A 25,255-nucleotide genomic window follows, 5' to 3' on the forward strand; every position below is an offset into this window, starting at 1 on the left:
CGATATATAGCTCCTACGGAGCAATTTATTCATTTACCGCCAATTGGCTACCGATATGTAGCCTCTACGAGGCAATTTATTCATTTGTTATTCCTCAATTGGCTACCGATATGTAGCCTCTACGAGGCAATTTATTCATTTGTTATTCCTCAATTGGCTACCGATATGTAGCCTCTACGAGGCAATTTATTCATTTATTATTCCTCAATTGGCTACCGATATGTAGCCTCTACGAGGCAATATTTTTTCATTGCCACATTATCGAATTATCAAATTTAAAAATCAATCCGATAAAAGAATACGGGCAAGAATCCTAACTGATATTCTTGTTTGAAATAAGGTGCTTGGGGAATATAACTCAAACTAAGTTGATTCTGAATTCCGAGTACATTCACAATATCTACCGCGATAGTGTGCGTCAAACGATTACGATTGATTTTATATTCTGTTTTGAGGTCAAAACGTTTGTATGGGTCAAATTGGAGTGAGTTTCGGGTAGCATCGGCAAAAACAATCTCCTGTGTTTGCCGCGACAAAACTTCATCCACTGGCCCATACCAACGCCCGCCCGTCATCGTAAATTTAGCTCCAATATTCAAGCTTTTGCGTTTGTTGAAGGTAAACTCTTTAGAAAACAACGCATTGAAGGCATATTTTCCATTAAAATCCGAATTATGCCATAGTTTATCAGAACCTTGGTATTGAGCATCAAACAGTGAGGCCGTGATTAAGAAATAGTAATTGTTGCTAAAAAATTTCTCCAACGTCACTTCCGCTCCATAGTTGCGACCAATGCCCGCATTTTGGAGTAAATTTGGAAATATTCGCGAAAAACCAGCTCCCGAATTCACCAACGAAAACGACGATTTCTGAACTTCTACCGGTACATCGTAGAGGTTTTGATAATAGGCTTCTACCAACAATCGCAGATTGTCGGCCAGCATCTTGCTGTAACCTGCTACAAAATGCCAACTTTTAGAAAAACCCACGTTTTTGGCAGGATAAGGCACCGTGTTGACATTACTCAAATTGGGATGATAAAAATACAAATACGAAGGTAAGCCTTGACTATGCAAACCCGTAGCGAGAGTAAACTTCTGACGATGAGGCAATTCTAAGGCCAAACCTAGACGAGGTTCAATAACCGAATAACTATTGGCATTGATAGAACTATACAAACTACTTAATCCAGCATTGAATGAAAGATTTTCGGTAAGATAATGTTTAAACTGAACATAAGGCTGCAACAATACATACATTTCACGGTTTGCATTCCAGCGTGTTGTCCAAGGTGTCCAGCTCATGGAAGTTTCGTTGAAGACCCGCGCTTGGTCAAAAGCCGTAAAACTATATAAATCAGCATTGAACCCTACCTTTAAAGTACTTTTGGCGCCCCACTTTTTGTTGAGATAAGTGGCCAACGAATACTTCGTTTCGTTGAATTTATAATCCAACAAAGGGCGGATAGAATCAATCACAAAACGCTTATTTTCAATCAAAGGCTCGCCTTGAGGAGTTTTACGCAAAAACAAGAAATCATGATTGGCATCTTGAACATTGCTAGAAACGGCCACGGTGGCTTTGAAGAAAGTACTTTTATTGATAGGCTTGTTGAGCGTTATTCCCCCCGTAGCCATGTTGGTCGAAAAGTACTGATTACGGTCGTTTTGCCCAAAGATGTTTCTTTCCGAAGCTTCTTGTTCGCTAATCAAAATATCAATAGTACTGGCGCCTCCTACGCCCCATAGTGCTATATTTCCTCCTTTTTTCAGTGGGAAATTAAACCGAGCAAAGCCATCCAAATAAGTAGGTGTAGCCTCGGTTCCAATGTCAATTCCTGCTTTTTTGAATAGCCATAGGTTGGCGTATCGGCCCGTTACTAAATAGGAAGCTTTGCTTTTTTTGGACAAAGGCCCTTCTGCCAAAAACTCAGTTCCTAAAAAACCAAACTGCGCCGAAAGTTGATGTTTTTCATCATTTCCATTCCGAAGTTTTAGGTCAAACACCCCCGATGTAGTATTGCCAAACTCAGCAGGAAAGGCTCCTGTAAAGAAGTCCGAATTGGCTAAGTATTTGTTGTTGATGATACTTACAGGCCCTCCTGATGTACCTGCAATCGCGAAGTGATTAGGGTTAGGGATATTGACGCCCTCCAATCTCCACAACACCCCCGAAGGCGAATTACCACGAATCACGATGTCGTTCCGCGAATCATCTGCGCCTTGTACCCCAGCGAAGTTGGAAGCCATACGAGCGGGTTCTCCCCTACTTCCAGCATACCGTCCTGTTTCTTCAACCGAAAATTGTCTTGCGCTTACTACTGCCATTTCGTTGGCAGCTTCGCCATTTCGTTTTACTTTCACCACCACCGTATTAAGCTCCGTAATAGCCTCCTCCATTTCGAGATTTAGGATCGTTTCACGGCCCGCTTCGACGACGATGTTGTTGAGCAATATTTCTTTATAACCCACCAAAGTAAATCGAAAGGTCTGACGCCCCACGGGTACATTTATTAATCTGAAGTTTCCCTCTGTATCAGTCACCGTCCCCACTGGCGTAGGAGCATTGTTGACCAACAAAACCGCCACGCCTACCAAGGGAAATTTAGATTCTTTATCCACCAAGCGCCCCCTGACGGTCTGGGTAGGTTGAGCCAACGTATTGATAGAAAATATCAAAAAAAAGAAGAATAAAAATATGTTTTTCATAATAGAGATTTAAAATTAACTAGACATATAGGATAAAAGTACAATCCGTTAATCGCGGTAAAGAAGCTAAAAATTTCGCAGCCTACCTACGCTAATCATTTCATTTATCATGGCAAAATTCTCTTATTTTCGAAAAAACATCATCGTCCAAATCAAGCAAAATGTATGATAAACCAAACAAATCCCTAGCCAAACAGGCTTGTCAATCAAATCGCTAAAGACAAAAATAAGTGGCACAGTAAGACCAATGCGAGTGATTTCCGAAATAAACAACCAGTCTTTTGCCTCTAAAATACCGCTCCAATTGATAATCAAATGCCACAATAAAACACTACCCATTATCTTCTCAAGCGTTGTCCAAGGAGAGTTTGGACTGATAATGAGTAGCATTAGTATGATTCCAAAAACAGCACTTAAGCTCAAATACACTTTGGATTTGGCAAAGGGAGTCAACGAAATACGCTGCTGATTTTGGAGCGTAATTTCTTCTAAAGGTGGCTTAGCAGGTAAATTAGCGGGGCGCCATCCTAATGGCATAAACCAAATTCTGATTTTGTCCCACCAATTAGTAGCAGCCTTAGCATCTTTCCAAAGAATACGATAATAATGGAAGTTGATGCTGATAGGGTTCCAGGTTTGTGCTTGGCCATACATTCCATAAATCACTTTGTCGGTTTCTTCCTCAAAAGAGCCAAAAAGTCGATCCCAAATAATTAAAAACTCCCCATAGTTTTTGTCTAAATATTTAAAGTTCACCCCATGATGCACACGGTGATGCGAAGGAGTCGTAAAAACAAACTCAATCCAGCGCCACAGTTTAGGAATCAGTTCGGTATGATGCAAAAATGAAATGAATAGGTGAATCCCTGTCATCATATAAATATCAAATGGTCTAAAACCAATGATAGTAAGAGGCCAAAAGAAGAAAAAAGAGAACAACCGCTGGGTAACACTCGCCCGTAGTGCCACAAAAAAATTCATTTCTTGAGCACTATGATGCGGCGAATGCGCCGCCCACATAATGTTTATTTCGTGCCCCCACCGATGCACCCAATAAAAGATAAAATCGATACCCAAGAGCAAAATCAAAAAATTGGGAACATTCATAGGAATGTCGTCTATGAGTCGGAAATGCTCCCATAAATACCCATACACTGTATATACGCCTGCAGCTACAAGCACATTGACAGTTTGATTGCCCAGCGCCGTTCCGAAGTTGGCAACGGCTTCTGAAAAAGTAATATAGTTTTTTTTGTAGTATATACATAAGCCCACTTCTATCGCAATAAAAAAAAGAGCAAGCGGCGTAAGCAGGGTATAAATGTTTTGGGTAGAAAAAGAGACGGAGTCCATTGATGTAAATGATTTTGAAATTGAAAACATTACTAAAATCTCAATAGAAATAAATGCCTACTCCTACCCCCATCATGCCTAATGCTATGCCTGCGCAGGATTTTTTATAACCTAACGATCTAACATTGGGATGATTAGCGTATTTATTGGCCAACAACGAAGTCCGGTGGATAAGACCACTTACACCAAATCCGACTGCCACTCCGCCCAAAACTGCCGCAAAAACAAATGTGGAAGACGACGAAAAAACGAAGCTTACTATTACTAATAATAAACTAAATACGCCTGCCACAAATGAAATTCGGGCGGCCGTATTTTCGGAATGAGTCGTTACATCACGACTATATAAGCCTAAGGCAAAGCGAAAAATTCGAGACATAAGCATCTTTGGTTTAGATTAAAGAATGGGTTTAATAGTTAGAAAAACGTTCATTCATTTTTCAAAACAAAAATCTTATTCTTTCCTTTACCTCACAGATACCTGTTTGCCTACGGCTATATTCAGTTTATATTCGGCACCAAATCGTCAATTTTCAAGCCCCATTGCACGTAAAAAATCGGTTTTTGTGCGACGCGCCACGTCCACTTCACTCCCATCTTCCATAAACACACTCCCGCCATCTCCTCTTACATACTTAGTAACAAAGTTCATATTAATGATATGGGACTTATGTACTTTAAAGAAATTATCGTATCCCTTTAATTGTTGTTCAAATTCTGCCAAAGACCGCGAAGCCATCATTTTTTGGCGATTAAAAAAATACACATTGGCATAGCTTCCCATGGCCTCTATACGCACAATATCAGCAACGGGGAAAAGTAGTACCCCTTCTAAGGTAGCAATTGGGATTTTCTTTACTTTTTCCCGTTCTTCTCTCATCATTTTCAAGAATCGCTGAAGGTCTTCATTGGCACTAGGCTGCTGTTCCAATTTTTTTTCCAACATTTGATTTTGAGCAGCTACCAGTTGTTCATTTTCGATAAGCCGCTTCATGGCCAACTCTTGTGCTTCTACGCTTTCCTGACGAAGCGTGTTGATCCGGTCCATTAGAGCAAAAGTTAAAAAAGTAGCCTGTATCAAAATGCCGATATGATAACCGTAGTAGGTAAAAATATGGTCAAAAGAAAGGACATTCAAAAGCGTAAGCACAATGAGCAATATCTCTACGATGTACACCCCCCAGCCCAACAGATAAAATCGTGCGGGGTGAAAGCCATGTTGATAAAGCCAAAAACCAACAATGAGATATGAAAAAAAGGTTACTAAAACCACGATATTAAACACCATTTCGGCCTTTTGGATACCCATCAATTTTGTCAACACAATAAGCGTAGCCAAGACCCCCAGCCCTTGAAACAACCGATGTAAATGTGGCAATACTTGCTTGATATTGAGGAAAGCTACCGAAAATCCGATGCTCGTCAGAAGAGCACATAGTCGAATCAAGCTCGAATTGATGCCATTATTCATGAAAGGCATATCACGCCAGAAAAAATCAAACAAATATCCTTCAAAACTCAAAAAAGTGAGTGCCGAAAAAACCACATGCAGAGCATAAAGAAAATATGTTCGCTCGTTTAAAGTAAAATACATAAAAAAGCTAAACAAAGCAATCAATAACATTACGCCCATCACGAAGGCATTGATTAGGGTCTCTCTATATACTCGGTTTACCAGTGGCCGGATACTCCCCAGTTCAATCTGAGATACTAGGCCATTCATATCTTTAAGCCCCAAATAGAGGTATTTTGGCTGTTTCCCCAAATTCAAAACCACACTATTGAGCGAAAAATAACGCCGATTAAATGGCCTTAGCGTTCCTGTTTCGGTATAATATGTAGTGTCTTCACTTACTACATAAGCATCTATATAATCAATATCTTGTGCCAAAAACAGCGCATAAAGCACTTCGTTGGTTCGGTTTTCTATTTCAAACTTAAACCATATCCTAGAAGGTGAAAAACCAAGGTTGATGATTTTGTCAGGAATTTTTCGAAACTTAGAGTCAGGAATTTTAGCAATATCTAAATGAGACAGCTCATTGGTACTATCAACAAAATACCCCGCATTTCCTCCAATTTCTGTTAAAATATGAAATTGAGTGTAGACCACTTTTGATGGCTGAGCCAGACAACAACATTTTCCTAAAATTGCCAATAAAACGGCGAATAAAGTTGTCTTCATTTTACAAAAGATTAGGTGCAAAAACCCGATAGTAACGATTTACTCACAAAAACTTGTTAAATGTTTTTTAAAAATCCAAATCACTAGATTACTAATAATACTCGTGCTATTCCACCTCTCTATATGCGTCAATAAAAACCTCGCCAATACAAAATATTAAAATCAAAATAGGGTCAAAAACGAATCTACAATCTTAATTCTCTTCTAAAAAGCATTAAAATGACACGGGGTACACCGTTACTCCAAAAATAACAATGTACCCCGCAAAATCAAGAATAAGTTAGTAAACGGTCATTTATTTCTATTCCAGCACCCACCCTAAATACACGATACGTCCGATAGGTGCCGCACCATATACTTGTACGGCATTAGCATTGAGGAGATTTGTACCGCCAAGGCGTAAACTACTCTTTAGTTTGGGAAATCGGTAGCTGACTTGGCCATCGAGCGTCCCGAAAGCTTCAATGTATCCTTCATCTACTGGCATAAAATACTGATAACCACTATTGTGACGATAATTAAACGCATAAGTAAGATGCTTGATAGGCTCTCCATTGACGCCCAAATTGAACTTATGAGTAGGCGTATTGAAGCCCAAAATCAGCCCAGGCACGTCGTTTTCGTTGATATTTGACCATGTATAATTAGCGTTGAAATTGAGCTTTTTATGATAAAAATATTCAACACTTGCCAGCACCCCTTGCGTCCGAACTTGGCGGTCGGCGTTGGCCCATGTCTGAATCAAACGCCCACGGGTGCGGTCGGTAGTAGGCTTCGCAAAATCACCAGTAGCCGCCGGCAGTGGCACACCCGTAGGAGTGAGACCATCTTCACGTCCATAAAATCGCAAAGTGCCAATGAAATCGTTGTACAAAGAACGATAATAGCTCAAATCGACGTACAAACCTCTGGCCAACTGCCCTTTGTAGCCAATCTCCCACGTATTGACCTGCTCAGGGGCTATTTTTTTGATAGTAATGGGTTTCAAAAAATCAGGATTTGCTTGGCCATTGGGAAGTGCCGAAACGGCATTGAGTCCTTGGTAGCCTTGTGCAACGTTGCCTGCCACTAACAAACTCCCAAAGTCAAGATAGATAAATTGGTCTAACTGCGCAGGTTGACGATAAGCTTGGGCATAATTGAGGCGGAGATTGTGCTGACGATTGCTACCTACACTCAAAACCGCCGAAAGGCGTGGAGAAAAGCGTCCGCCAAAATTACGGAATCTATCATAACGCCCCGCTGCTGCAAGTTTGAGACGATTTTGCCAAAGCGAATAGCGTGCTTGCCCATATATTCCCCCGTCCCAATTTACGATACGGTCACGGATTTGAATATCATTGGTATTGGGAGAAATCGGTGAATTGGGGCCGTCAGAAAACAAAGTCCCGGCGGATTGCAGAAAATGCGTACGGTACGAACCTCCTGCAATCAAATTGAGTTTTTGGATATTCCATTCTCTTTGCGCGCTAAAATCCCAAAAACGAGCAGTGTTGGCAAAAGCCGCCCCACGTACCGTTTTGGTACCGTTGATATCAATCAAGCCTACGCCGCTGACGATTTGTTCGCGTAATTGATTAAACAAAGGACTTCCTACGGGCAATTGCACTCCCGATGCCAATTGCGATGCCAATGCTTGCGCTGCTTCGATGCTCTGCCCCCCTGCCACTGCTTGCGGCAAGGTATAATTGGCCGGAACGCCTCCCGTAGGATTAGCCGCATATACATTGGGCAAAGCCGCTCCCGCCGCTAGGCCATTGCCACGCGCCGCCGCAAATACTTGATTCCATAAAGCAAAATAGTTTTGGGCAAAAGTAGGATAACGTACCCCTGAAGTGGCAGGAGCCATGGGAGCATTCATCAAGCCACTTGCCAGTGAATTCATATCGTAGGCTTTGCCGCCATAATCGAATACAGTATAAGCCCTTATAAACCACTCATTGGTTTTCAATTCGATACGATGCACATCGTATTTCATACCACGCTGTGCGTAGCGGCTAGTGCTTTGAAAAATCCCGTTACTTACCGCCAATTTATATTCATAGACGGCTTTCAAGCGATTATTGATTTGCCAATGTAGCGACGGATTGATGCGGAAGTTTCCAGCTTTGTAATTGCCATTATTAAATAGCTTAAAAGGATTTCCTGCCGATTCGTTCCAGTTGGCCATTTCGGCTTCGGTATATCCTTGGGTATAAATACGATACGCTGCGCCGTTGTTGAGAGCGGTCAAAGCCGGAGTCGATACCGTAGACCCAACCTCTCCATAACGGTTGATGGCATTCCAGCCCGCAGGATTACCGGTGGCGTTGTTGAGTGGGTCAGAACCTGCCAATCCTCCCGAAGTCACTCGCTTGATAGCCGCATTGTTGGAAGACAAAAACTCGTCGGCCTCAAAGTAATTAGCGTTCAATTTAATAGCCCATTTACTACCCAATACTTTGGCATAGCGAACTTGGGCATCTATCATACTTCGATTTCCTCCTCTAAGCGACGCTGATAAACCTTGGTATTTGAAGGGATCTTTTGAATTCATAAGAAGTACGCCATTGAAAGCATTAGACCCATAGAGGGCAGAGTTGGCCCCAAATACAATGTCTACGCTTTCTAGATCAAGCTCGCCAATTCCGACCCAATTTCCATAATACAACGACGCAGTAGGCGAAGTGACATCTACATAATCGGCCAATTGCACCACCCGCTCGGCTTTGGAGCTATTGAAGCCGCGCGTGCTAAAACTAGTAATAAGCCAACTCGACTGACTTACATCAATGCCTTTGAGACGTCCTAAAGAAGAAATCAGTTCTGAAGAAGGCTGCTTTTGTAGTTGAGCATTGGTCACTCTCTCCACTGTTACGGGAGTTTCCATGAGAGGCTCCGCAGTACGCGAAGCCGAAACAATCACTTCTTTGAGATATAATGTATCCAATTCTAAACGTCCAACCGAAGTTTTTGGGGGCGTCTGTGCCCTTAAAATGCTCGAAACGATGAGCAGCAAACTCATTAAAAATGAAGTAAACAGATTTTTCATAATCAATATTAAAGGTGGTTTTGAGGGAACAAACTTAGAAAGAAACCTTTAGGTTGTATATCTTTTCTCGGCTCAAAAAGACCTTAAAATAAGTGTATCCTCAGAAAATCAGCCATTTAGTTGTATATGACTGGTTTTTCTTAAAAATTCGCTTCACAATTTTTCACCTAAAATCACTTACAGCCAATGTACCAAAAACCATCTGGTGCTTTTATTGCTGCGTCTTGGATAGCCCTCGCCGCAGGTATGGCAGGATTTATCATCGGCCTATGGAGAGCCGAAATGCTCCTCAACGAAAAGGGATATTATTTTACCATTCTAATGTATGGATTGTTTTCGGCAGTATCGGTACAAAAGTGCGTTCGCGACCGCTTAGAAGGCATCCCTGTTACAGACATTTATTATGGAATCAGTTGGTTTTCGACCATTCTGTCCATTAGTTTATTAGCAGTGGGGCTTTGGAATGCCACCATGCTTGCGAGCGAAAAGGGATTCTATGCCTTTGCTTTTTTGCTCAGTATCTTTGGGGCTATTGCGGTTCAGAAAAACACCCGCGACAGCGAAGACGCTAAAAAATAAGCATAAAGAATACATGACTTGGCAAAGGTAAGCTACCTTTGCCAAGTCTAGAATACAGGAGAGAGAATCATTCTAGCGATACCTCCAAAATATCATTTGCATGATTACTCGCGTCCTAACGTTGTTTCTTTGTGTTGGTTTTGTAAAACTCTACGCTCAAAAAAAACAAATCGCCATTACAGTCGATGATTTGCCGTTTGTAAATGAGATTTCGCTTCAAAATTCCGTTGAGAATACTCAAAAATTGATGGAAACTTTGAAGAAAAATCAAATTTCTGCGATTGGATTTGTCAATGAATCGGCTCTTTACCGAAAATGGGGAGAAGTAGATGAGCGAATTGATTTACTCAATACGTGGCTCCTCAACGGGCATTCGCTCGGAAATCATACCTACTCCCACCCTTCCTTCAATGCTACCTCCTTGGAAGATTACAAAATTGACTTTCTCAAAGGCGAAAATGTAACCTCCAAACTTACCAAAGCCCACGGCACTGTGTTGCGTTATTTTAGGCATCCATTTTTACAAACGGGTAGCGATAGCCTCAAAAAATATGGCTTCAACCAGTTTTTGGCACAACGTGGCTATCAAATCGCCCCTGTGACGATTGACAACGAAGATTACATTTTCAATAAAGTATATCGCGATGCCTACTTGAAAGGCAATCAAGCCCAAATGCAACGCGCCTTAGAAGCTTATATCACGTATTTAGAGGCTTTGTTTGATTATTTTGAAAAATTGGCTTTTGTCCTCGAAAATCGCCCCATAAAGCACATTTTCCTTTGTCATGCGAACTTGATTAATAGCCAACATTTTGACAAGGTCATCGCGGTGATGCAAAAACGACAGTATGAATTTGTGACGCTAGACGAAGCCCTCACCGACCCGATTTATCAAAGTACTGAAACCTATGTAGGAAAAGGAGGGTTTTCGTGGCTCCACCGCTGGAAACTAAGTAGAAATGTCAAATTCCCTCATCATGAGCCGTCTATCCCCGACGATATTATGAAGCTGTACGAGGCCAAATAATGTTTTGCTCTAAATTGATGATTATTTTTTTATGCATATTGGACATATTTCCTTATTGGTAGCAGACTACGACGAAGCCATTGACTTTTATACCCAAAAACTTGGATTTGTCCTTTTGGAAGATACGCCCCTCTCTCCTCAGAAGCGGTGGGTACTTGTAGCTCCTTCGCCTACATCAGAGTGTAGTTTATTGCTGGCCAAAGCCGCCAATGAAGAGCAGCAAATGCAAATTGGGAGACAAAGCGGAGGTCGTGTTTTTTTGTTTTTATATACCGATACTTTCTGGGAAACATATGAGCGCCTAAAATCCCAAGGGGTTATTTTTTTGGAATCACCACGTCAAGAGCCCTACGGTTGGGTAGTTGTGTTTCAAGATTTATACGGCAATAAATGGGATTTATTAGAAAACAAAAAGCCTAAAAGCTAAGTACCATTTATTCTCTAAAGATTTGCGTCAGAGACGCAGCACTATTTTTGACCCAAATGGTAGTTTGGGTCAAGCTATCACTCCCAGCATGATGTCGGTACGGAATCGTATCGCCGATGCAATGACACAAAGTCCCTGACTTTAGTTAATATTAGGTAAACAATTACCTCTATTTTATCTATCTCATTTTGAGTTTTACCAAAAACATCAGGCATAACTATTACTTTTGGCGGAAATTTTCTGACAAAAATGACGATCACAACCTTCCAAAATACGGATATTCAAACCAATGCGACTTATTTATTGACTGATAGTCGGCAATTGATTTTCCCTCAGCAAACCCTCTTTTTTGCCATCAAAGGCGCGCGACACGACGGCCATCAATATATTTTAGAACTTTATCAAAAAGGCGTACGACAGTTTGTGGTAGAGCAAAAATCCCTTTCTGAAGCGTTTATAGCGCAGTTGGAAACTTTGGATGATGCTCAAATCTGGGAAGTAGAAAGTAGCCTCAAAGCCCTGCAAGACTTGGTCAAACGCCACCGTACTCAATTCGACATTCCAGTCATTGGTATCACCGGAAGTAATGGCAAAACCATCGTCAAAGAATGGCTTAGTCATCTTTTAAGTGCTGATTTTCGGATTGTAAAAAGTCCCAAAAGCTATAATTCGCAGATTGGCGTACCGCTATCGGTATGGCAAATGAATGATACGCATACGCTAGGGATTTTTGAAGCAGGGATTTCGCAAGTTCATGAAATGAAATCCCTGCAAGAAATCATCAGACCGACCATTGGCATTTTTACTAACATTGGCTCGGCTCATGATGAAGGTTTTAGAAGTCGTAAACAAAAAGTAACCGAAAAACTTCGCCTCTTTACTCAGTGCAAACAACTCATCTATCGTGCCGACTACTCTGACATTGACGAAGAAATCAAGCTTATCCTGAAACCTGTCAATCCTCAATGTGAGCTTGTCAGTTGGGGACAAAGTCCTGATGCTACGATTCAAGTAGAATGGCAAATCGACCAAGAAAACAGCTACATCGTACTAAATTCGGCATTAGAAGCGTACGACAATCATCTGTTTTCTGTTCCCTTTACCGATGAAGCCTCAATTGAAAATATTACTCATTGCATCATACTAATGCTGACAATGGGCATACCCTCTCACGAAATTCGTCAGCGGGTATTACGTCTGCGCCCGATTTCGATGCGCCTCGAACTGAAGGAAGGAACTAACAATTGCTATTTGATTGACGACACCTACAACAACGATTTGGTAGGATTGAGCATCGCACTTAATTTTCTGAGTCAACAAGAACAACGTCCTCAAAAAATAGCCATTTTGTCGGACTTGCTCCAAACTGGTCAGAAAGAAGAGGAGCTTTATGCTCAAATTAATACCTTACTTCAAGAAAAAGGCATCCAAAAACTTATGGCGATTGGCGAGGCGTTTGCGCGCAATGCTACTTTGATCCAAATCGAGGCCACTTATTTTATTTCTACCGACGATTTTTTGTCGAAACTCACACCTCATTCATTCCGCGATGCACTCATACTTATCAAAGGAGCTAGACCTTTTCAGTTTGAGCGAATTGTGCACCGTTTACAACAAAAAGTTCACGGAACTGTACTCGAAATCAACCTTGACGCCCTTACTCATAATCTCAATTTTTATCGAAGTAAGGTGGGCAACAACACCAAAATCATGGCAATGGTCAAAGCTTTTGCCTATGGCAGTGGAAGCGCAGAAGTAGCGCAGTTGTTACAATTTCACCGGGTCGATTATCTAGCCGTAGCCTATGCTGATGAAGGAGTTAGCCTGCGGCAAAATGGGATAGAACTACCAATAATGGTCATGAATCCTTCGCCCAACACCTTCTACAAACTCATTGAATACCAACTAGAACCCGAAATTTATAGCCACAAAATACTAGACGAATGGTTGTTTTTTCTGAATTCATCTCTGACAGATGCTTCTCCTAAACATCTCATCCATCTCAAGCTTGACACAGGGATGCATCGGCTTGGTTTTACAGAAACAGATATACCGTCGCTAATTAAAAAATTAAACCAACATCCCCATATTCGAGTAGCGTCAATATTTTCACACCTAGTAGGAGCCGACGAAGCGATTCATAATGATTTTACACAACTACAACTCAAGCGCTTTGAAGCAGGTTCTTCTCACCTTCAGGAAGCTTTGGGATACAAGCCTTTGCGCCACATCCTCAATTCTGCTGGCATAGTGCGCTTTTCAGAACATAAGTTTGACATGGTTCGATTGGGTATTGGATTGTATGGGGTAGAAGTCAATCAACTCGAACAAAGAGCTTTACAGCAAATTGGCACTTTCAAGACGGTAGTATCTCAAGTCAAACAACTACCCGCTGGCGAAACCATCGGTTATAGCCGCGTGGGAGTTTTGAGCAAACCTTCGACTATTGCTACCATAGCGATTGGCTATGCCGATGGCTATGACCGTCGTTTTGGAAAAGGCATAGGCAAAGTTCTCATCAATGGCATGCTATGCCCGGTAGTCGGCAATGTATGTATGGATATGACGATGGTAGATGCTACAGGAGTGACCGTACAAGAAGGCGATGAAGTGATTATTTTTGGCAACGATTTGCCGATTTATCAATTGGCCCAACAGATTGGGACCATACCTTACGAACTGTTGACAGGCATCAGCGAACGGGTCAAGCGCGTTTTTTATAAAGAATAAAGGCTAGGAAATTGCTCCCTAGCCTTAGTTTCATTTCTATCAATTGAATCACTGTTTGGTAGGAATTTTGGCTTTGGCATCATCAAAACTCCGTTTTTTAGTTTCTAAGTCCGTTTGCGAAGTAGCTACATCTTTCTCGTTGATTTCTAAATCCTTTTTAAGATTCGCTAGTTCTTTTTCCGTTTTTTCGATATCTTTTTTGAGACTTTCTCCCTTACGGGTAAGTTTACTAAAATTCTTTTCGGCATCTTTCATGGCTTCTTCGGCCACGCGAGCATCATCATATAGAATGGCATCCTCGGCAAATTTTTTCAAGAAAGCTTCTGCTTCTGCATACCCTTTGGTGCCCTGAGTCACATAAGAACCATTCCCTAAATCCAAGTAAATAAACACTTGCGAGAGCCCCTTTTTAGCACTGACTTGACTTGCCAAATTGATAGGCGAAGAAGATATACTTGAAATGCTTGCACTAGCCACCCGGTATACCCCTCCTCTGGAGCTATTGACTTTGCCGTATTGTTTTAAATAATCCTCCCAGTACTTTCCCAAATACTTTTCTTCGATTTTTGTCGTTACATATAAGCCTTCGAAGCTTGCTTTATCAATATCCCTTTTGTCAGGCAAAACAGTCTGAGCCATGCTCGAATACCCTAAAATACATACAATTGCGAAAACAAATATCCTTTTCATCATTAATTTGGTTTTTAATTTTGACGTAAAATAAACCTTTAAGGTCACAACTTTACAAATAAACATTTACATTTTGTCCGACATTCCACCACATATTTCTATGATTTTTAACAGTTTTCAGCGGAATTCAGTACTTTTATCATAATTCAAACTTATATTTATACCCTCGTTCAACTACGATTCAAAGAAAAGCTTCAGTATCTAGTCTGCAAGTCCCTACATTGCCTACTCTCTATGCAGTTTTTTACCAATCTATGATGAACTTACATCTCTAAACCTTTTGCAAGTGAAGTCTAAAAGTAATCCAAGATTTGTCAACAAAGACAAGAATTTATTTTTTCCTACCCTCAAGAAAAGAGTAGATGCCTATTTTAAAGAACGCAATCTTTCCAAAAATGCCAACCAAGTCTTAATTGTAAAAACGATAGCTCTTACCGCCCTGTATGTGCTTCCGTTTATTTTAATATTGGTTTTGCAGCCTCCTTTGAGCGTCAGCTTAGTGTTATGGTTTATGATGGGAATCGGACTAGCGGGCCTAGGGATGAGCGTAATGCACGATGCAAATCATGGCGCTTATTCAGAAAATGACGCCGTCAACTACTGGATAGGCAACATCTATCTTGGTATGCTGGGCGGCTCTACTTTCAATTGGAATCTACAGCATAACGTCTTACATCATATGTATACCAATGTGGTACATGTAGATGAAGACATTAACGATAAGCTGGTACTTAAGTTTTCACCCCATACTCCCGTCAAATCATTTCATCAGCTTCAATGGCTCTATGCCTTCTTTTTTTATGGTTTGCTTTCGCTTTATTGGGTTACTTTAAAGGACTTTATTCAATTTACGATTCATATCCGCAACGGCGTCAATACAAACACTAAAGCTCAAAATGCCGTAACGTTGTCTAAAATTATCCTTGCTAAAGTGCTGTATTATGCTGTAATCATCGGTATTCCTACAATTGGCTTTCACATTCCAGTGGGAGAGGTGATTTTGGGCTTTTTAATGATGCACTTTGTAGGGGGAATTATCTTGACCACGATTTTTCAATTAGCTCATTCGGTGGAAGGTACGAGTCATCCACTACCCAACGAAAAAGGGATCATCGAAAACGACTGGGCAATTCATCAGCTCAATACGACTGTCAATTTCTCTCGTCACAACAAATGGCTGTCATGGTATGTAGGTGGGTTAAACTTTCAAGTAGAACACCATTTATTTCCAAAGATTTCGCATGTTCATTATCCAGCGTTATCAGGAATTGTCAAAGATACCGCTCAAGAATTTGGCGTACCTTATCTCGAAAACCCAACCTTTGGAGTAGCACTTAAATCTCACATTGCTACCCTACACCAACTTGGCAGACTTCCCGACATGAATGAAGCCCTCGGATAAAAAAAGCTTATAACAAATCGTTTTTGAAAGCATAAGCTACTAAGCCCGCTGTATTTTTGGTGCCTGTTTTTTCGAGCAATCTCAAACGGTGCCCTTCCACAGTACGCGGGCTTACAAAAAGTTTTTCGCTGATTTCAAGCGTCGATAGCCCTTCGCAAAGCTGCTGCAATACTTCCATTTCACGGGGCGAAATTTGTACTTTACTATTGAAAAGCGGAGCTGGTGGCGTAGCACGAGTGATTACTTTCCGATGAAGGGCTTTTGATACAAAATCACTATAATAAAATCCATCGGACATTACCCGCCGAATAGCATTTTCGACTTCTCCTGGTTCTGAATCTTTTAGTAAATAACCATTTACGCCTTTTTCGAGCAAGTGAATAATAAATCGATCCTCTTCGTGCATGGACACAATAATGACTTTCACGTGAGAAAAATGCAATTGAATCTGCTCGGTAGTTTCGACCCCATCCATGACGGGCATTTGCAAGTCTAGTAGGGCAATATCGGGCGTAACTTTCCCTAAAAGATCCAAAAGTTCTTTTCCGTTTGCAGCTTCTCCTATCAGCTCAAAGTCCTTGATTTGATTGAGCATCGCGGTCATACCTTTTCTAAAAAGATTATGATCATCAGCTATTACCAATTTTATCTTATCCATTTGCATGTTAAATTAAGTCTTTCTACCGTTGAGTATTCATTTTTTCAATACTCGGTTTTTTGTCCACCAAAGCACAACTTTTTAGTTCTATGACTGCCCTGCATCCTTTATTAGGGGCGGTTTCGTACTTTATTTTACCTTCTATGATTCGGAGTCTTCCTTCTATATTGTCAAGGCCAAGTCCCGGAGAAACCCTTTTGCGTATATCTTGCAAGTTGAAACCCTGACCATTGTCTTCTACTACAAGCCCAAAATAATGCGGCGGCAACGACATCTGAATGTGTATGTTTGTCCCGCCCGAATGTTTGAGCGCATTGTTGATAAGCTCTTGTACTACCCTATAAAGCATCAATTCTACTTTGGGCTCAAGTCTGAAATTTTCGTCTCCGGCGTAGCCAAAAGTAATTTTTATATCGTTGCCATAATTACTTTTAGCAACAAACTCCTGCAAAGCAGCCGGTAGGCCAAAACGCTCCAACGTAGTAGGGACCAACTCTCTACTAATACGCCTTACATGGCTTATGGTTTCGTCAAGAGCTTCTCGCACTTGTTGGGCTAGTCGCTCAGCTTGATCTTTTGAACCTAATTGACCATATAAAGCATTGAATGTCAATTTCGTAACTGAAAGTAGTGCCCCTATGTCATCGTGTAGGTCTTGGGCGATTCGTCGCCTTTCAGCTTCGGTCGAAGCCATAGACACCTCTAAGAGTTTTTGCTGAAACTCTGCTTCCATGTCTTTGACGCGAATCTGTTGCTCAATTTGTTTGCGTTGGTAGTAGACTACAAACAAAATCACAAACAACGCCATAATTAGCATGATACCCGTTCCAATAATGATTAAATAAGGGTCTTGCATGGCTATCAATAACGTCTTATTGCTACCTAATTCAATAATAAATGAAACACAAAGTTTACAAATTACTGCTTTACAATTAAGATTTTGATAAATATTTAGTGATTTTAGTACTGTGGACAAAAAAGCAATGATTAATTTAACTAAACTTTTTCGATATGATAATCATCATCTTAACCTCAGGTGATATCTTTTATTTACTATCTATTTATGAGGCAGGTTGGTCACGAGACGAATTTTTGATTAACGCTAATCCAATCAACAGATTAAACACAATACTTAAGAAGGCATCAATTGGCCAGTATAGACGCCCTAATTCAGGATTTTTGGTAAAATTTTGTACTAACAGATACATTAAAAAAGTACCAGAAAAATACATCAAAGCTCCTGTACTAAACCAAAAAAGAGGATACGCTGACAGAGTTGGGACGGAAAGTTCTTTTAATAATTGATAAAAATATAACAACAAAAAAATAATACTAAAAAAACCAGAAACTGGATAAGAGAACTTATTGAACCTATCAGCATTCCAGTAAGTCAGTGTTGAATAATCAACAAATGTCAAAGCTAAGAACACGACAAAAGAGCTCACAAAAAATATTTTTAAATATCTGTTTTTGAGTTCCTTGTAGTAAATACATACAATAAGAGAAAAGAAAATAATGTTATGCCAATTATAAAAGAACAATGTATTCAAGCCCAAATCCAAATCATAGCGAACATATTCAATCACTACACTTGCTAGGTTCCTGACAAAAGTCACTAATACCACTGCTATTAATAATTTATTACTAGGATTTTGGTCTCGGTAAATCAAAATAACTAGTACCGGGACCAAAATGCTGTAATCAGATAAAGTAGCAATAATTTCTGAAAAATCCATTTTTATTGCCCATATGGTGGAATAGGCTTTCCTTCTCCTGCGCCTCCAAACTCTTCACCATCCTTGAGACCCGTACTATCTACTTTAAAAGGTAGTTCATTGCCTTTTTCATCTACTGGAACAATAAACAACCGAGGCATGATTTCCGTCCCTTTGTTTGTATCTATTTTATATTCTGCTTCCGAAGCCACTCCATAGTAAACAACAAAGCCAACGCATCCCGTAAGCTTAGCCATCTCTTCAAATACCTTTGCGCTAAAATATTCTCCTTTTCTAATTCCTTTAGTATCTTTTTTTTCCCCAGCCAAAGGGATATGTTTTTCCCGATGAACTTCCCGAAATGATTTAATTTCAGCAGACGACAAATATCTACCTGCTTCACCTAATAATTCTTCCTTATAATCTTTGGACATAACTACATAAAGTTGAAAGGTTTAACAATGCCGCAAGCTAGTAAGGCATAGTCGAATCTCCAAACCGTTCAATCAATCACCCAACTAAATTTACTTTTTTTGAAAAACACGTATTTCTACTCTAAAATATTTCAAACTTAGGCACGACCTTTGTAGTGGGTTTGGTTGAATCAGCATCAAACAGGTGCAAGATTTTTTCTCATAGGTTAGGTTAGGAAGAAAAAGCCGAAGGCATTTGCCTCCGGCTTTTTTAGTATTATCGAAAATTTCCCTCTAAATCCTTTGGCGTCTTATATTATATATGTTCTTTTGTAAACACGAAATTAGCTTCCATGTCCTAATTCGGGACATTTATTCTCAAACAATGGTACATCTTATTCTTAGAGCATCTCTACCCACTCTTCTTGGTTTTGTTATCTCTTACAGTTGTTTTGCCCAGCCAGTAAACCGTATTCGTAAAGTAGTAGATGCGGGTGTTGCCTTCAAAGACAATGGCCTCAATATTAGTTTTTTAAACAATCAATACTTGAAAATAGACCGTCAGGGATTGCTTCAAATCGGGTGGGGTTTAAGAGTGGCGCATGTCCAAGGAAGCAGCCTAGATTTTATTACCGCTCCAGCCAAGCTTACAACTGGCAAGACTGGATTTGCCTCGCTGAGTGCCCCGCTTTTATTGCGCCAAATAGACACACTCCAAATCAAAACTGGTATCACCTTCCTAAACTTCAATTTAGGAGTACAAGTGGTGCTGTTTGACCGATTAGATATAGGAGTCAATGCCGATATCATAGGATTTGCTTTAGGCACCAAACGCAGCGGATACTACTTAGGATCAAGGGGTTATAGTACTGCCGACTCTCTCAACATTCACCAAACCTATCAGGAAGCGAAGCCTGCTCACTTCAATTTACAATTACTTGGCGACAATGCCTTGGGAAGTCTTAATAGTGAGGTTTATGCTCGTTTACGGCTTACTCAGAGGGTGGGCATTAAGGTAGGTTATCTATTTGCCATCAATGAATACAAAACCACCCAGCCGTTGGTAGACGACAACCGTCGGTTTCGGTTTCGGTCACAAATGCTCTATTTAGGGCTTAGCTTTCCTATTTATAACTAACAGACAACCTACTGCCAGCAGCGGTTACCCGGTGATTAATAAGCCTTTAGACTTAAATCTAAGCTTTTGATTTGGTGTGTAAGTGCGCCACATGAGACATAGTCAACACCCGTTTCGGCTACAGCTCTCAGCGTATCTTCTCTGATACCTCCTGAGGCTTCAGTAGGATATTTATTCGCTACTTTCTCAACGGCAGTTCTTAAATCCGTCAAACTAAAATTATCGAGCATAACTCGCTGAATACCGCCTACTTGAAGTACTTCGTCTAGTTCCTTAAGATTACGAACCTCTACTTCAATTTGGAGTTGACGACCTGTACGCTTTACATAGTCATTGGCTTTTGTGATAGCCGCTTCGATTCCGCCTGCATAATCGACGTGATTGTCTTTGATAAGAATCATATCGTATAACGCATACCGATGATTAACAGCTCCTCCAATACGCACGGCCATCTTTTCAAAAATACGAAAATTAGGGGTTGTTTTACGAGTATCAAGGAGCTTAGTCGGTAAGCCTTCTAGTAGATTTACCAATGAACGAGTATAGGTAGCAATACCGCTCATTCGTTGCATCGTATTGAGAACCAAGCGTTCGGCTTTTAAAATGGACTGAGCATCGCCACTTACATGCAATACTATATCTCCTTTTTTGATAGGCTGTCCATCCTCAATAAAAATCTCTACTTCTAAGAGAGGATCTACCTCCTCAAAAATAATTTTTGCTACTTCTACTCCTGCAATAATGCCGTCTTCTTTGACAAGGAGGCGAGCCCGACGCTCGGCATCTCGCGGAATAGTAGAAAGTGAAGTGTGGTCTCCATCGCCCACATCCTCCGAAATTGCTAACCGAATGTAATCACGTATATCCATGCTGCAAGATAGGGGTTTGTGAGCGATACCACAAACATATAGTCTTTTTGAACAAACAATCAAAAACAAAACGTCGCCCGTTTTCCCCAAAAATCCCCATAATCGTGTATTTTTTTCTACTATAATTTCCTTCTCTTTTCAGAAGCTATGAGTGATTGAGAAAAAAATGAAAAAATTTTAGGGGGTATTTTTCATGTATCCTCCTCACAAAGAGCCTTAATAAAATCATATTTTTTCTCTGCATTGTAAAACCCCCTTCTCTTTACTATCGTCCCTGCAACGAGGTACAATTTTTTTAATTTTGGAATATCACCTCTTATATATAAAAAGATGAAAAAAGCCACTGAAACACAAATAAAGGGGAAGCTCCAAGCCGTAACGATCGTTACCAATAGCTGGGTGCAAAGCATCCGATTTTATACTGAGGCGTTGGGGTATTTTCTTCTCGAACGCGGAGAGCTTACCTTAGTTCAAAAAGAAATTTTTGGTCGCCATCTAGGTAAATATGCTCTCTTAGGGCATGAAGATGGTGCGGTCATAAGACTCATTGAAACCTCTCATGCCGGTGCTTTGCCCAATCGCATAGGCGCTCACCCATGGGATACTGGACTAGCATGTATGGAGGCCACGACTCCTGATTTAGAAAAAGCTTACTGGAAAGTCTTAAGAGCGCGCTTTGGGGCGATTGTATCACCTAGCGAAATAGGCGCTCGTTCTAATCGTCATGCTACTTTTATTGGGCCTTCTGGAGAGCAACTCATTGTGAATGAAAAAAAGCAAAAGCTTGCGTTTAGTAGTTCTTTTTTGTGCAGAGACGGCGTAGAGGCTCCTTTCAATACTCTTGTAGCCCTGCCAAGCAAAGAACATATAAAATTATATGACCAAGTTTTGGGGTTTGCGCCAGCCACGCATTTCAATCCTTCGTTTGTACCCGAACTTTTAAATGCCGAAGCCGCTGTAATGGATGAAGAGTATGCCGGAAGTTATAGTACACCTCACGCTTTATCTCTCGACCCTGTGTGTGTATCATCGACCCAATACCAATCTTTCCCCTGTGATTTTTTTAAAACTGGAATAGCGTCCGCATGTTGGAAAGGAACGTATACTGAAAGTTTATCTTTGAAGCTAAAAGAAGTAGGTTGGGATATCTTGAGCGAGGTAGGTTTACCTATACGCCATAATCCTGAACCCACAGCAGTGGTATTTCGGGGTCCTGTAGGAGAAATTTTAGAGGTGCTGTCCTGACAAGTCAATAATTTACCAAAGCTGTTGCTTTAAACTATGTCGTAAGTATGAATACTTATTCAATGATTTTGCGACGCATAGCTTTTACGGCGGCGTTTCGTTGCTTGGCTTCAAGCCTCTTTTCTTTAGACTCGGCCGTGGGGCGTGAAGCTTTGCGAGGTTTGGGTTTTTCAAAACACTTCTGAATCAAAGCATCAAATTTCTTGATGACTTTCTCTTTGTTGGCTAATTGGCTTCGTTCGGTTTGATGATACAATATCAAGATTCCCTCTGTGGTGAGTTTTTGACCCAACTTATTTTGCAATAAAACTTTGGCTTCGTCGTCGAGTATATTTGAGTTAAGAATATCGAAACGCAGCTCTACTTTTGTCTCTACCTTATTGACATTCTGCCCTCCTTTTCCTCCACTACGGGCGGTTTGAAATTGGAGTTCTGGATGGAGTATTTCGGGGTTCATTTTTAATATTTTATTCAATTGGTTTTTCAAAAAACAATCTTTGAGAGGGCCTTCTATCCGTCTAACCCTCATCGACTTCCGGTCTACAGCCACCCATACACTCTTGGCTTTTACCAAAAGCTGTTGATTTACCTTGTTATAGATTTCATAATGTCTATCCCAAGTGGCAGCAGTGTAAGCTCCCACCCACGTTTTTATTTGAAGACTATCTCCCAAAACCGCTGCTTTAAGATAATCTATTTCATGACGACGTACTATCCAGATGAGTTCAGCTTGTAGCTCGGTCGATGCCCTATTTTCCCAATGAGCCTTGGCCGCTTCTTGTAAATATTGTAAATATACGGCATTGTTGACATGATTGAGCATATCAATATCAGCCTCGGCTACTATTTTTGTAAAAAAGAAAGGGCTTGTTTTTTCTATCATTACGTTTGTTGCCCTTTTAGTTTTTCCCTCAGTTGTAGCAATTCATCGCGATAACGAGCGGCTTCCAAAAAGTCTAAATCCTTGGCCGCTGCTTCCATTTTGCGTTGTGTTTCGGCGATCAGTTTTTCAATTTCTGATTTACCCATGTACTGAACTATGGGATCAGCCGCAATCCTTAATTCTTCAGGCTCTACATAGTAGCGTTTGGCACTTCCTTTAGCATCGGCCACAGACGTCTGCTCCATGATCGCCTCCCTACTCTTCAAGACCGTACGCGGCACAATCCCGTGCTCTTCGTTGTAGGCCATCTGAATCGCCCTCCGTCGGTTGGTTTCGTCGATAGCCTTTCGCATAGAGCCTGTCATCGTATCAGCATACATTAGTACTTTACCATTTTCGTTACGAGCGGCACGGCCAATGGTCTGAATCAACGACCTTATGTCACGCAAAAAGCCTTCTTTATCGGCATCCATAATCGCCACTAAAGATACTTCTGGCAAATCAAGCCCCTCGCGCAATAGGTTTACACCTACTAAGACATCAAAAGCACCCAAACGTAAGTCTCTCAAAATCTCTACCCTATCGAGGGCTTTTACTTCGGAGTGAATATAGCGGCCTTTGATTCCGACTCTTTCAAAATATTTACTAAGCTCTTCGGCCATTCTTTTGGTAAGAGTAGTAACCAGCACTCGTTCGTTACGCTTTACTCTGGCATCGATTTCTTCCAACAAATCATCTATCTGATTGAGGCTAGGCCTTACTTGAATCTCGGGATCAAGCAAGCCCGTAGGACGAATAATCTGCTCTACCACTACTCCATCAGTACGGCGCAATTCATAATCGGCAGGAGTAGCACTTACAAATATGACTTGTTTGGAAAGGTTTTCAAATTCTTGGAATGTAAGAGGGCGATTGTCGAGGGCACTTGGCAGTCGAAACCCAAAGTCTACCAGTGATTCTTTACGAGAGCGGTCACCACCCCACATCGCGCGGATTTGGGGCATGGTGACGTGACTTTCATCTACCACCAAAAGATAATCTTCTGGAAAATAGTCCAACAAACAAAAGGGTCGCTCGCCGGGTTTGCGACGGTCAAAATAGCGAGAATAGTTTTCGATTCCTGAACAATAGCCTAGCTCTCTCATCATTTCCATGTCAAATTCCGTCCGTTCTTTGATACGCTGAGCTTCTAAAAGCCGACCGTCCAATTCGAAATAGCGAACTTGAGCAACCAAATCATCTTGGATTTCGTGAATAGCATTCAACAATACATCGCGTCCGGTCACAAACAAATTAGCGGGAAAAAGGGCAATCTTTTTTTCCGAAGAGATTTTTTTACCATTGTTGGGATTGATACGTTGAATTTCTTCAATTTCATCCCCAAAGAAAATAATACGATAGGCAAAATCAGCATAGCCAGGATAGACGTCTACGGTATCACCTTTGACCCGAAAGTTGCCACGAGTAAACTCCGCCTCGGTACGACTGTACAATATCTCTACCAAGCGAAACAAAAACTGATTGCGGCTTATTTTATCCCCCAATCCTATTTGTACAATACTCTTGCGGTACTCATTGGGATTGCCAGCACCGTAGATACACGATACCGAAGCCACCACCAGTACATCTCGCCTTCCCGACATCAACGAAGAGACTGTCGAAAGCCGCAACTTATCGATTTCTTGATTGATGGCTAAGTCTTTTTCGATGTAGGTATTGGTCGTAGCAATGTATGCTTCGGGCTGATAATAATCATAATAGCTAATGAAATACTCGACGGCATTGTTAGGAAAAAACTGCTTAAATTCGCCATACAACTGGGCTGCGAGTGTTTTGTTGTGGCTAAGTACAAGCGTTGGACGATCCAACTGAGCCACCACATTGGCAACTGTAAAAGTTTTTCCGGAGCCTGTCACCCCCAATAACGTCTGGGCGGGTTCGCCGTTGTGGAGTCCTTCTACGAGCTGAGTTATCGCTTGGGGCTGGTCGCCCGTAGGTTGGTAATCAGAAATAAGTTCAAAGGGCATAGCTGCAAATGAATAGTAGCTTATATAACAAGCTTCTGTGCCCCAAAAGTTCGTTGGTACATCTCTAAAAAAAACATTGCCTCACTTCCAGAAAGTGAGGCAAGTGCCACATTACCCTACTCTATAAAATTATATTTTACACACCAACAACTATCATGCCAAATTAGACACCATT

The 25,255-nt window shown here is 41.0% G+C and carries 20 protein-coding genes; 7 read left to right on the forward strand and 13 right to left on the reverse strand.

Translation table 11 applies throughout. The annotated features are described in order from the left end of the window. Positions 1-275 precede the first annotated feature (275 nt). The 5 genes from P1X15_RS17485 to P1X15_RS17505 form a co-directional block, all read right to left on the reverse strand. Entirely contained in the window at positions 276-2,708 is a 2,433-nt protein-coding gene (locus P1X15_RS17485) for a TonB-dependent receptor (protein WP_277339428.1), read from the reverse strand. A 123-nt stretch (positions 2,709-2,831) separates the two neighbouring features. Continuing rightward, entirely contained in the window at positions 2,832-4,061 is a 1,230-nt protein-coding gene (locus tag P1X15_RS17490; RefSeq protein WP_277339429.1) for a sterol desaturase family protein, read from the reverse strand. Between the two features lie 40 nt (positions 4,062-4,101). Beyond that, entirely contained in the window at positions 4,102-4,440 is a 339-nt protein-coding gene (locus P1X15_RS17495) for a hypothetical protein (protein ID WP_277339430.1), read from the reverse strand. Positions 4,441-4,587: 147 nt separating this feature from the next. Then, positions 4,588-6,246 (reverse strand): 7TM diverse intracellular signaling domain-containing protein, encoded by a 1,659-nt coding sequence (locus P1X15_RS17500; RefSeq protein ID WP_277339431.1) that lies wholly within the window; start codon positions 6,244-6,246, stop codon positions 4,588-4,590. Positions 6,247-6,547: 301 nt separating this feature from the next. Further along, entirely contained in the window at positions 6,548-9,277 is a 2,730-nt protein-coding gene (locus tag P1X15_RS17505; protein WP_277339432.1) for a TonB-dependent receptor, read from the reverse strand. Between the two features lie 186 nt (positions 9,278-9,463). Here P1X15_RS17505 and yiaA point away from each other — a divergent pair, with 186 nt between their 5' ends. The 4 genes from yiaA (at position 9,464) to P1X15_RS17525 (ending at position 14,040) form a co-directional block, all read left to right on the forward strand. After that, positions 9,464-9,856 (forward strand): inner membrane protein YiaA, encoded by a 393-nt coding sequence (gene yiaA / locus P1X15_RS17510; protein ID WP_277339433.1) that lies wholly within the window; start codon positions 9,464-9,466, stop codon positions 9,854-9,856. Positions 9,857-9,956: 100 nt separating this feature from the next. Further along, positions 9,957-10,883 (forward strand): polysaccharide deacetylase family protein, encoded by a 927-nt coding sequence (locus tag P1X15_RS17515; protein WP_277339434.1) that lies wholly within the window; start codon positions 9,957-9,959, stop codon positions 10,881-10,883. Positions 10,884-10,914: 31 nt separating this feature from the next. Further along, the gene (locus P1X15_RS17520) at positions 10,915-11,310 is read left to right on the forward strand and encodes a VOC family protein (protein ID WP_277339435.1); all 396 of its coding nucleotides are present in this window, start codon (positions 10,915-10,917) and stop codon (positions 11,308-11,310) included. A 249-nt stretch (positions 11,311-11,559) separates the two neighbouring features. Continuing rightward, positions 11,560-14,040, forward strand: a complete 2,481-nt coding sequence (locus P1X15_RS17525; RefSeq protein ID WP_277339436.1) for a bifunctional UDP-N-acetylmuramoyl-tripeptide:D-alanyl-D-alanine ligase/alanine racemase — start codon at positions 11,560-11,562, stop codon at positions 14,038-14,040. 48 nt (positions 14,041-14,088) lie between these two features. Here the strand turns inward: P1X15_RS17525 and P1X15_RS17530 are convergent, their stop codons facing one another. Then, entirely contained in the window at positions 14,089-14,730 is a 642-nt protein-coding gene (locus P1X15_RS17530) for a hypothetical protein (protein ID WP_277339437.1), read from the reverse strand. A gap of 286 nt (positions 14,731-15,016) precedes the next feature. Here P1X15_RS17530 and P1X15_RS17535 point away from each other — a divergent pair, with 286 nt between their 5' ends. After that, complete coding sequence (locus tag P1X15_RS17535) at positions 15,017-16,132, forward strand: acyl-CoA desaturase (protein ID WP_277339438.1); 1,116 nt, start codon at positions 15,017-15,019, stop codon at positions 16,130-16,132. A gap of 7 nt (positions 16,133-16,139) precedes the next feature. Here the strand turns inward: P1X15_RS17535 and P1X15_RS17540 are convergent, their stop codons facing one another. From P1X15_RS17540 to P1X15_RS17555, 4 genes are all read right to left on the reverse strand, one after another. Then, a complete protein-coding gene (locus P1X15_RS17540) occupies positions 16,140-16,790 on the reverse strand; it encodes a response regulator transcription factor (RefSeq protein ID WP_277339439.1) in 651 nt (216 codons plus the stop codon). Positions 16,791-16,812: 22 nt separating this feature from the next. Beyond that, positions 16,813-17,646, reverse strand: a complete 834-nt coding sequence (locus tag P1X15_RS17545) for a sensor histidine kinase (protein WP_277339440.1) — start codon at positions 17,644-17,646, stop codon at positions 16,813-16,815. A 205-nt stretch (positions 17,647-17,851) separates the two neighbouring features. After that, positions 17,852-18,526: a hypothetical protein gene (locus tag P1X15_RS17550; RefSeq protein ID WP_277339441.1), complete on the reverse strand. Its 675-nt coding sequence runs from the start codon at positions 18,524-18,526 to the stop codon at positions 17,852-17,854. A 2-nt stretch (positions 18,527-18,528) separates the two neighbouring features. Continuing rightward, the gene (locus P1X15_RS17555) at positions 18,529-18,939 is read right to left on the reverse strand and encodes a hypothetical protein (protein ID WP_277339442.1); all 411 of its coding nucleotides are present in this window, start codon (positions 18,937-18,939) and stop codon (positions 18,529-18,531) included. Positions 18,940-19,303: 364 nt separating this feature from the next. On the opposite strand from P1X15_RS17555, the gene P1X15_RS17560 reads away from it, so the two are divergent. After that, the gene (locus tag P1X15_RS17560) at positions 19,304-20,056 is read left to right on the forward strand and encodes a hypothetical protein (protein ID WP_277339443.1); all 753 of its coding nucleotides are present in this window, start codon (positions 19,304-19,306) and stop codon (positions 20,054-20,056) included. 35 nt (positions 20,057-20,091) lie between these two features. On the opposite strand, the gene nadC is transcribed toward P1X15_RS17560, so the two are convergent. Next, positions 20,092-20,925: a carboxylating nicotinate-nucleotide diphosphorylase gene (nadC, locus tag P1X15_RS17565; protein WP_277339444.1), complete on the reverse strand. Its 834-nt coding sequence runs from the start codon at positions 20,923-20,925 to the stop codon at positions 20,092-20,094. Between the two features lie 330 nt (positions 20,926-21,255). Here nadC and P1X15_RS17570 point away from each other — a divergent pair, with 330 nt between their 5' ends. Next, positions 21,256-22,170, forward strand: coding sequence for a VOC family protein (locus P1X15_RS17570; RefSeq protein ID WP_277339445.1), 915 nt, complete (start codon positions 21,256-21,258; stop codon positions 22,168-22,170). Between the two features lie 55 nt (positions 22,171-22,225). On the opposite strand, the gene arfB is transcribed toward P1X15_RS17570, so the two are convergent. Continuing rightward, positions 22,226-23,053, reverse strand: a complete 828-nt coding sequence (arfB, locus tag P1X15_RS32530; protein ID WP_310586026.1) for an alternative ribosome rescue aminoacyl-tRNA hydrolase ArfB — start codon at positions 23,051-23,053, stop codon at positions 22,226-22,228. Further along, complete coding sequence (uvrB, locus tag P1X15_RS17585) at positions 23,053-25,080, reverse strand: excinuclease ABC subunit UvrB (RefSeq protein WP_277339446.1); 2,028 nt, start codon at positions 25,078-25,080, stop codon at positions 23,053-23,055. Before uvrB ends, arfB begins: the two co-directional genes overlap by 1 nt. Positions 25,081-25,255 lie beyond the last annotated feature (175 nt).

Origin of the sequence: Runella sp. MFBS21 (assembly GCF_029433105.1) — a bacterium.
Taxonomy (GTDB): Bacteria; Bacteroidota; Bacteroidia; order Cytophagales; family Spirosomataceae; genus Runella.

Bases quoted from the DNA above. Each gene is read 5' to 3' on its own strand.
- P1X15_RS17485 (WP_277339428.1), bottom strand. From the start codon at position 2,708: ATGAAAAACATATTTTTATTCTTCTTTTTTTTGATATTTTCTATCAAT.
- P1X15_RS17490 (WP_277339429.1), bottom strand. From the start codon at position 4,061: ATGGACTCCGTCTCTTTTTCTACCCAAAACATTTATACCCTGCTTACG.
- P1X15_RS17495 (WP_277339430.1), bottom strand. From the start codon at position 4,440: ATGTCTCGAATTTTTCGCTTTGCCTTAGGCTTATATAGTCGTGATGTA.
- P1X15_RS17500 (WP_277339431.1), bottom strand. From the start codon at position 6,246: ATGAAGACAACTTTATTCGCCGTTTTATTGGCAATTTTAGGAAAATGT.
- P1X15_RS17505 (WP_277339432.1), bottom strand. From the start codon at position 9,277: ATGAAAAATCTGTTTACTTCATTTTTAATGAGTTTGCTGCTCATCGTT.
- yiaA (WP_277339433.1), top strand. From the start codon at position 9,464: ATGTACCAAAAACCATCTGGTGCTTTTATTGCTGCGTCTTGGATAGCC.
- P1X15_RS17515 (WP_277339434.1), top strand. From the start codon at position 9,957: ATGATTACTCGCGTCCTAACGTTGTTTCTTTGTGTTGGTTTTGTAAAA.
- P1X15_RS17520 (WP_277339435.1), top strand. From the start codon at position 10,915: ATGCATATTGGACATATTTCCTTATTGGTAGCAGACTACGACGAAGCC.
- P1X15_RS17525 (WP_277339436.1), top strand. From the start codon at position 11,560: ATGACGATCACAACCTTCCAAAATACGGATATTCAAACCAATGCGACT.
- P1X15_RS17530 (WP_277339437.1), bottom strand. From the start codon at position 14,730: ATGAAAAGGATATTTGTTTTCGCAATTGTATGTATTTTAGGGTATTCG.
- P1X15_RS17540 (WP_277339439.1), bottom strand. From the start codon at position 16,790: ATGGATAAGATAAAATTGGTAATAGCTGATGATCATAATCTTTTTAGA.
- P1X15_RS17545 (WP_277339440.1), bottom strand. From the start codon at position 17,646: ATGCAAGACCCTTATTTAATCATTATTGGAACGGGTATCATGCTAATT.
- P1X15_RS17550 (WP_277339441.1), bottom strand. From the start codon at position 18,526: ATGGATTTTTCAGAAATTATTGCTACTTTATCTGATTACAGCATTTTG.
- P1X15_RS17555 (WP_277339442.1), bottom strand. From the start codon at position 18,939: ATGTCCAAAGATTATAAGGAAGAATTATTAGGTGAAGCAGGTAGATAT.
- P1X15_RS17560 (WP_277339443.1), top strand. From the start codon at position 19,304: ATGGTACATCTTATTCTTAGAGCATCTCTACCCACTCTTCTTGGTTTT.
- nadC (WP_277339444.1), bottom strand. From the start codon at position 20,925: ATGGATATACGTGATTACATTCGGTTAGCAATTTCGGAGGATGTGGGC.
- P1X15_RS17570 (WP_277339445.1), top strand. From the start codon at position 21,256: ATGAAAAAAGCCACTGAAACACAAATAAAGGGGAAGCTCCAAGCCGTA.
- arfB (WP_310586026.1), bottom strand. From the start codon at position 23,053: ATGATAGAAAAAACAAGCCCTTTCTTTTTTACAAAAATAGTAGCCGAG.
- uvrB (WP_277339446.1), bottom strand. From the start codon at position 25,080: ATGCCCTTTGAACTTATTTCTGATTACCAACCTACGGGCGACCAGCCC.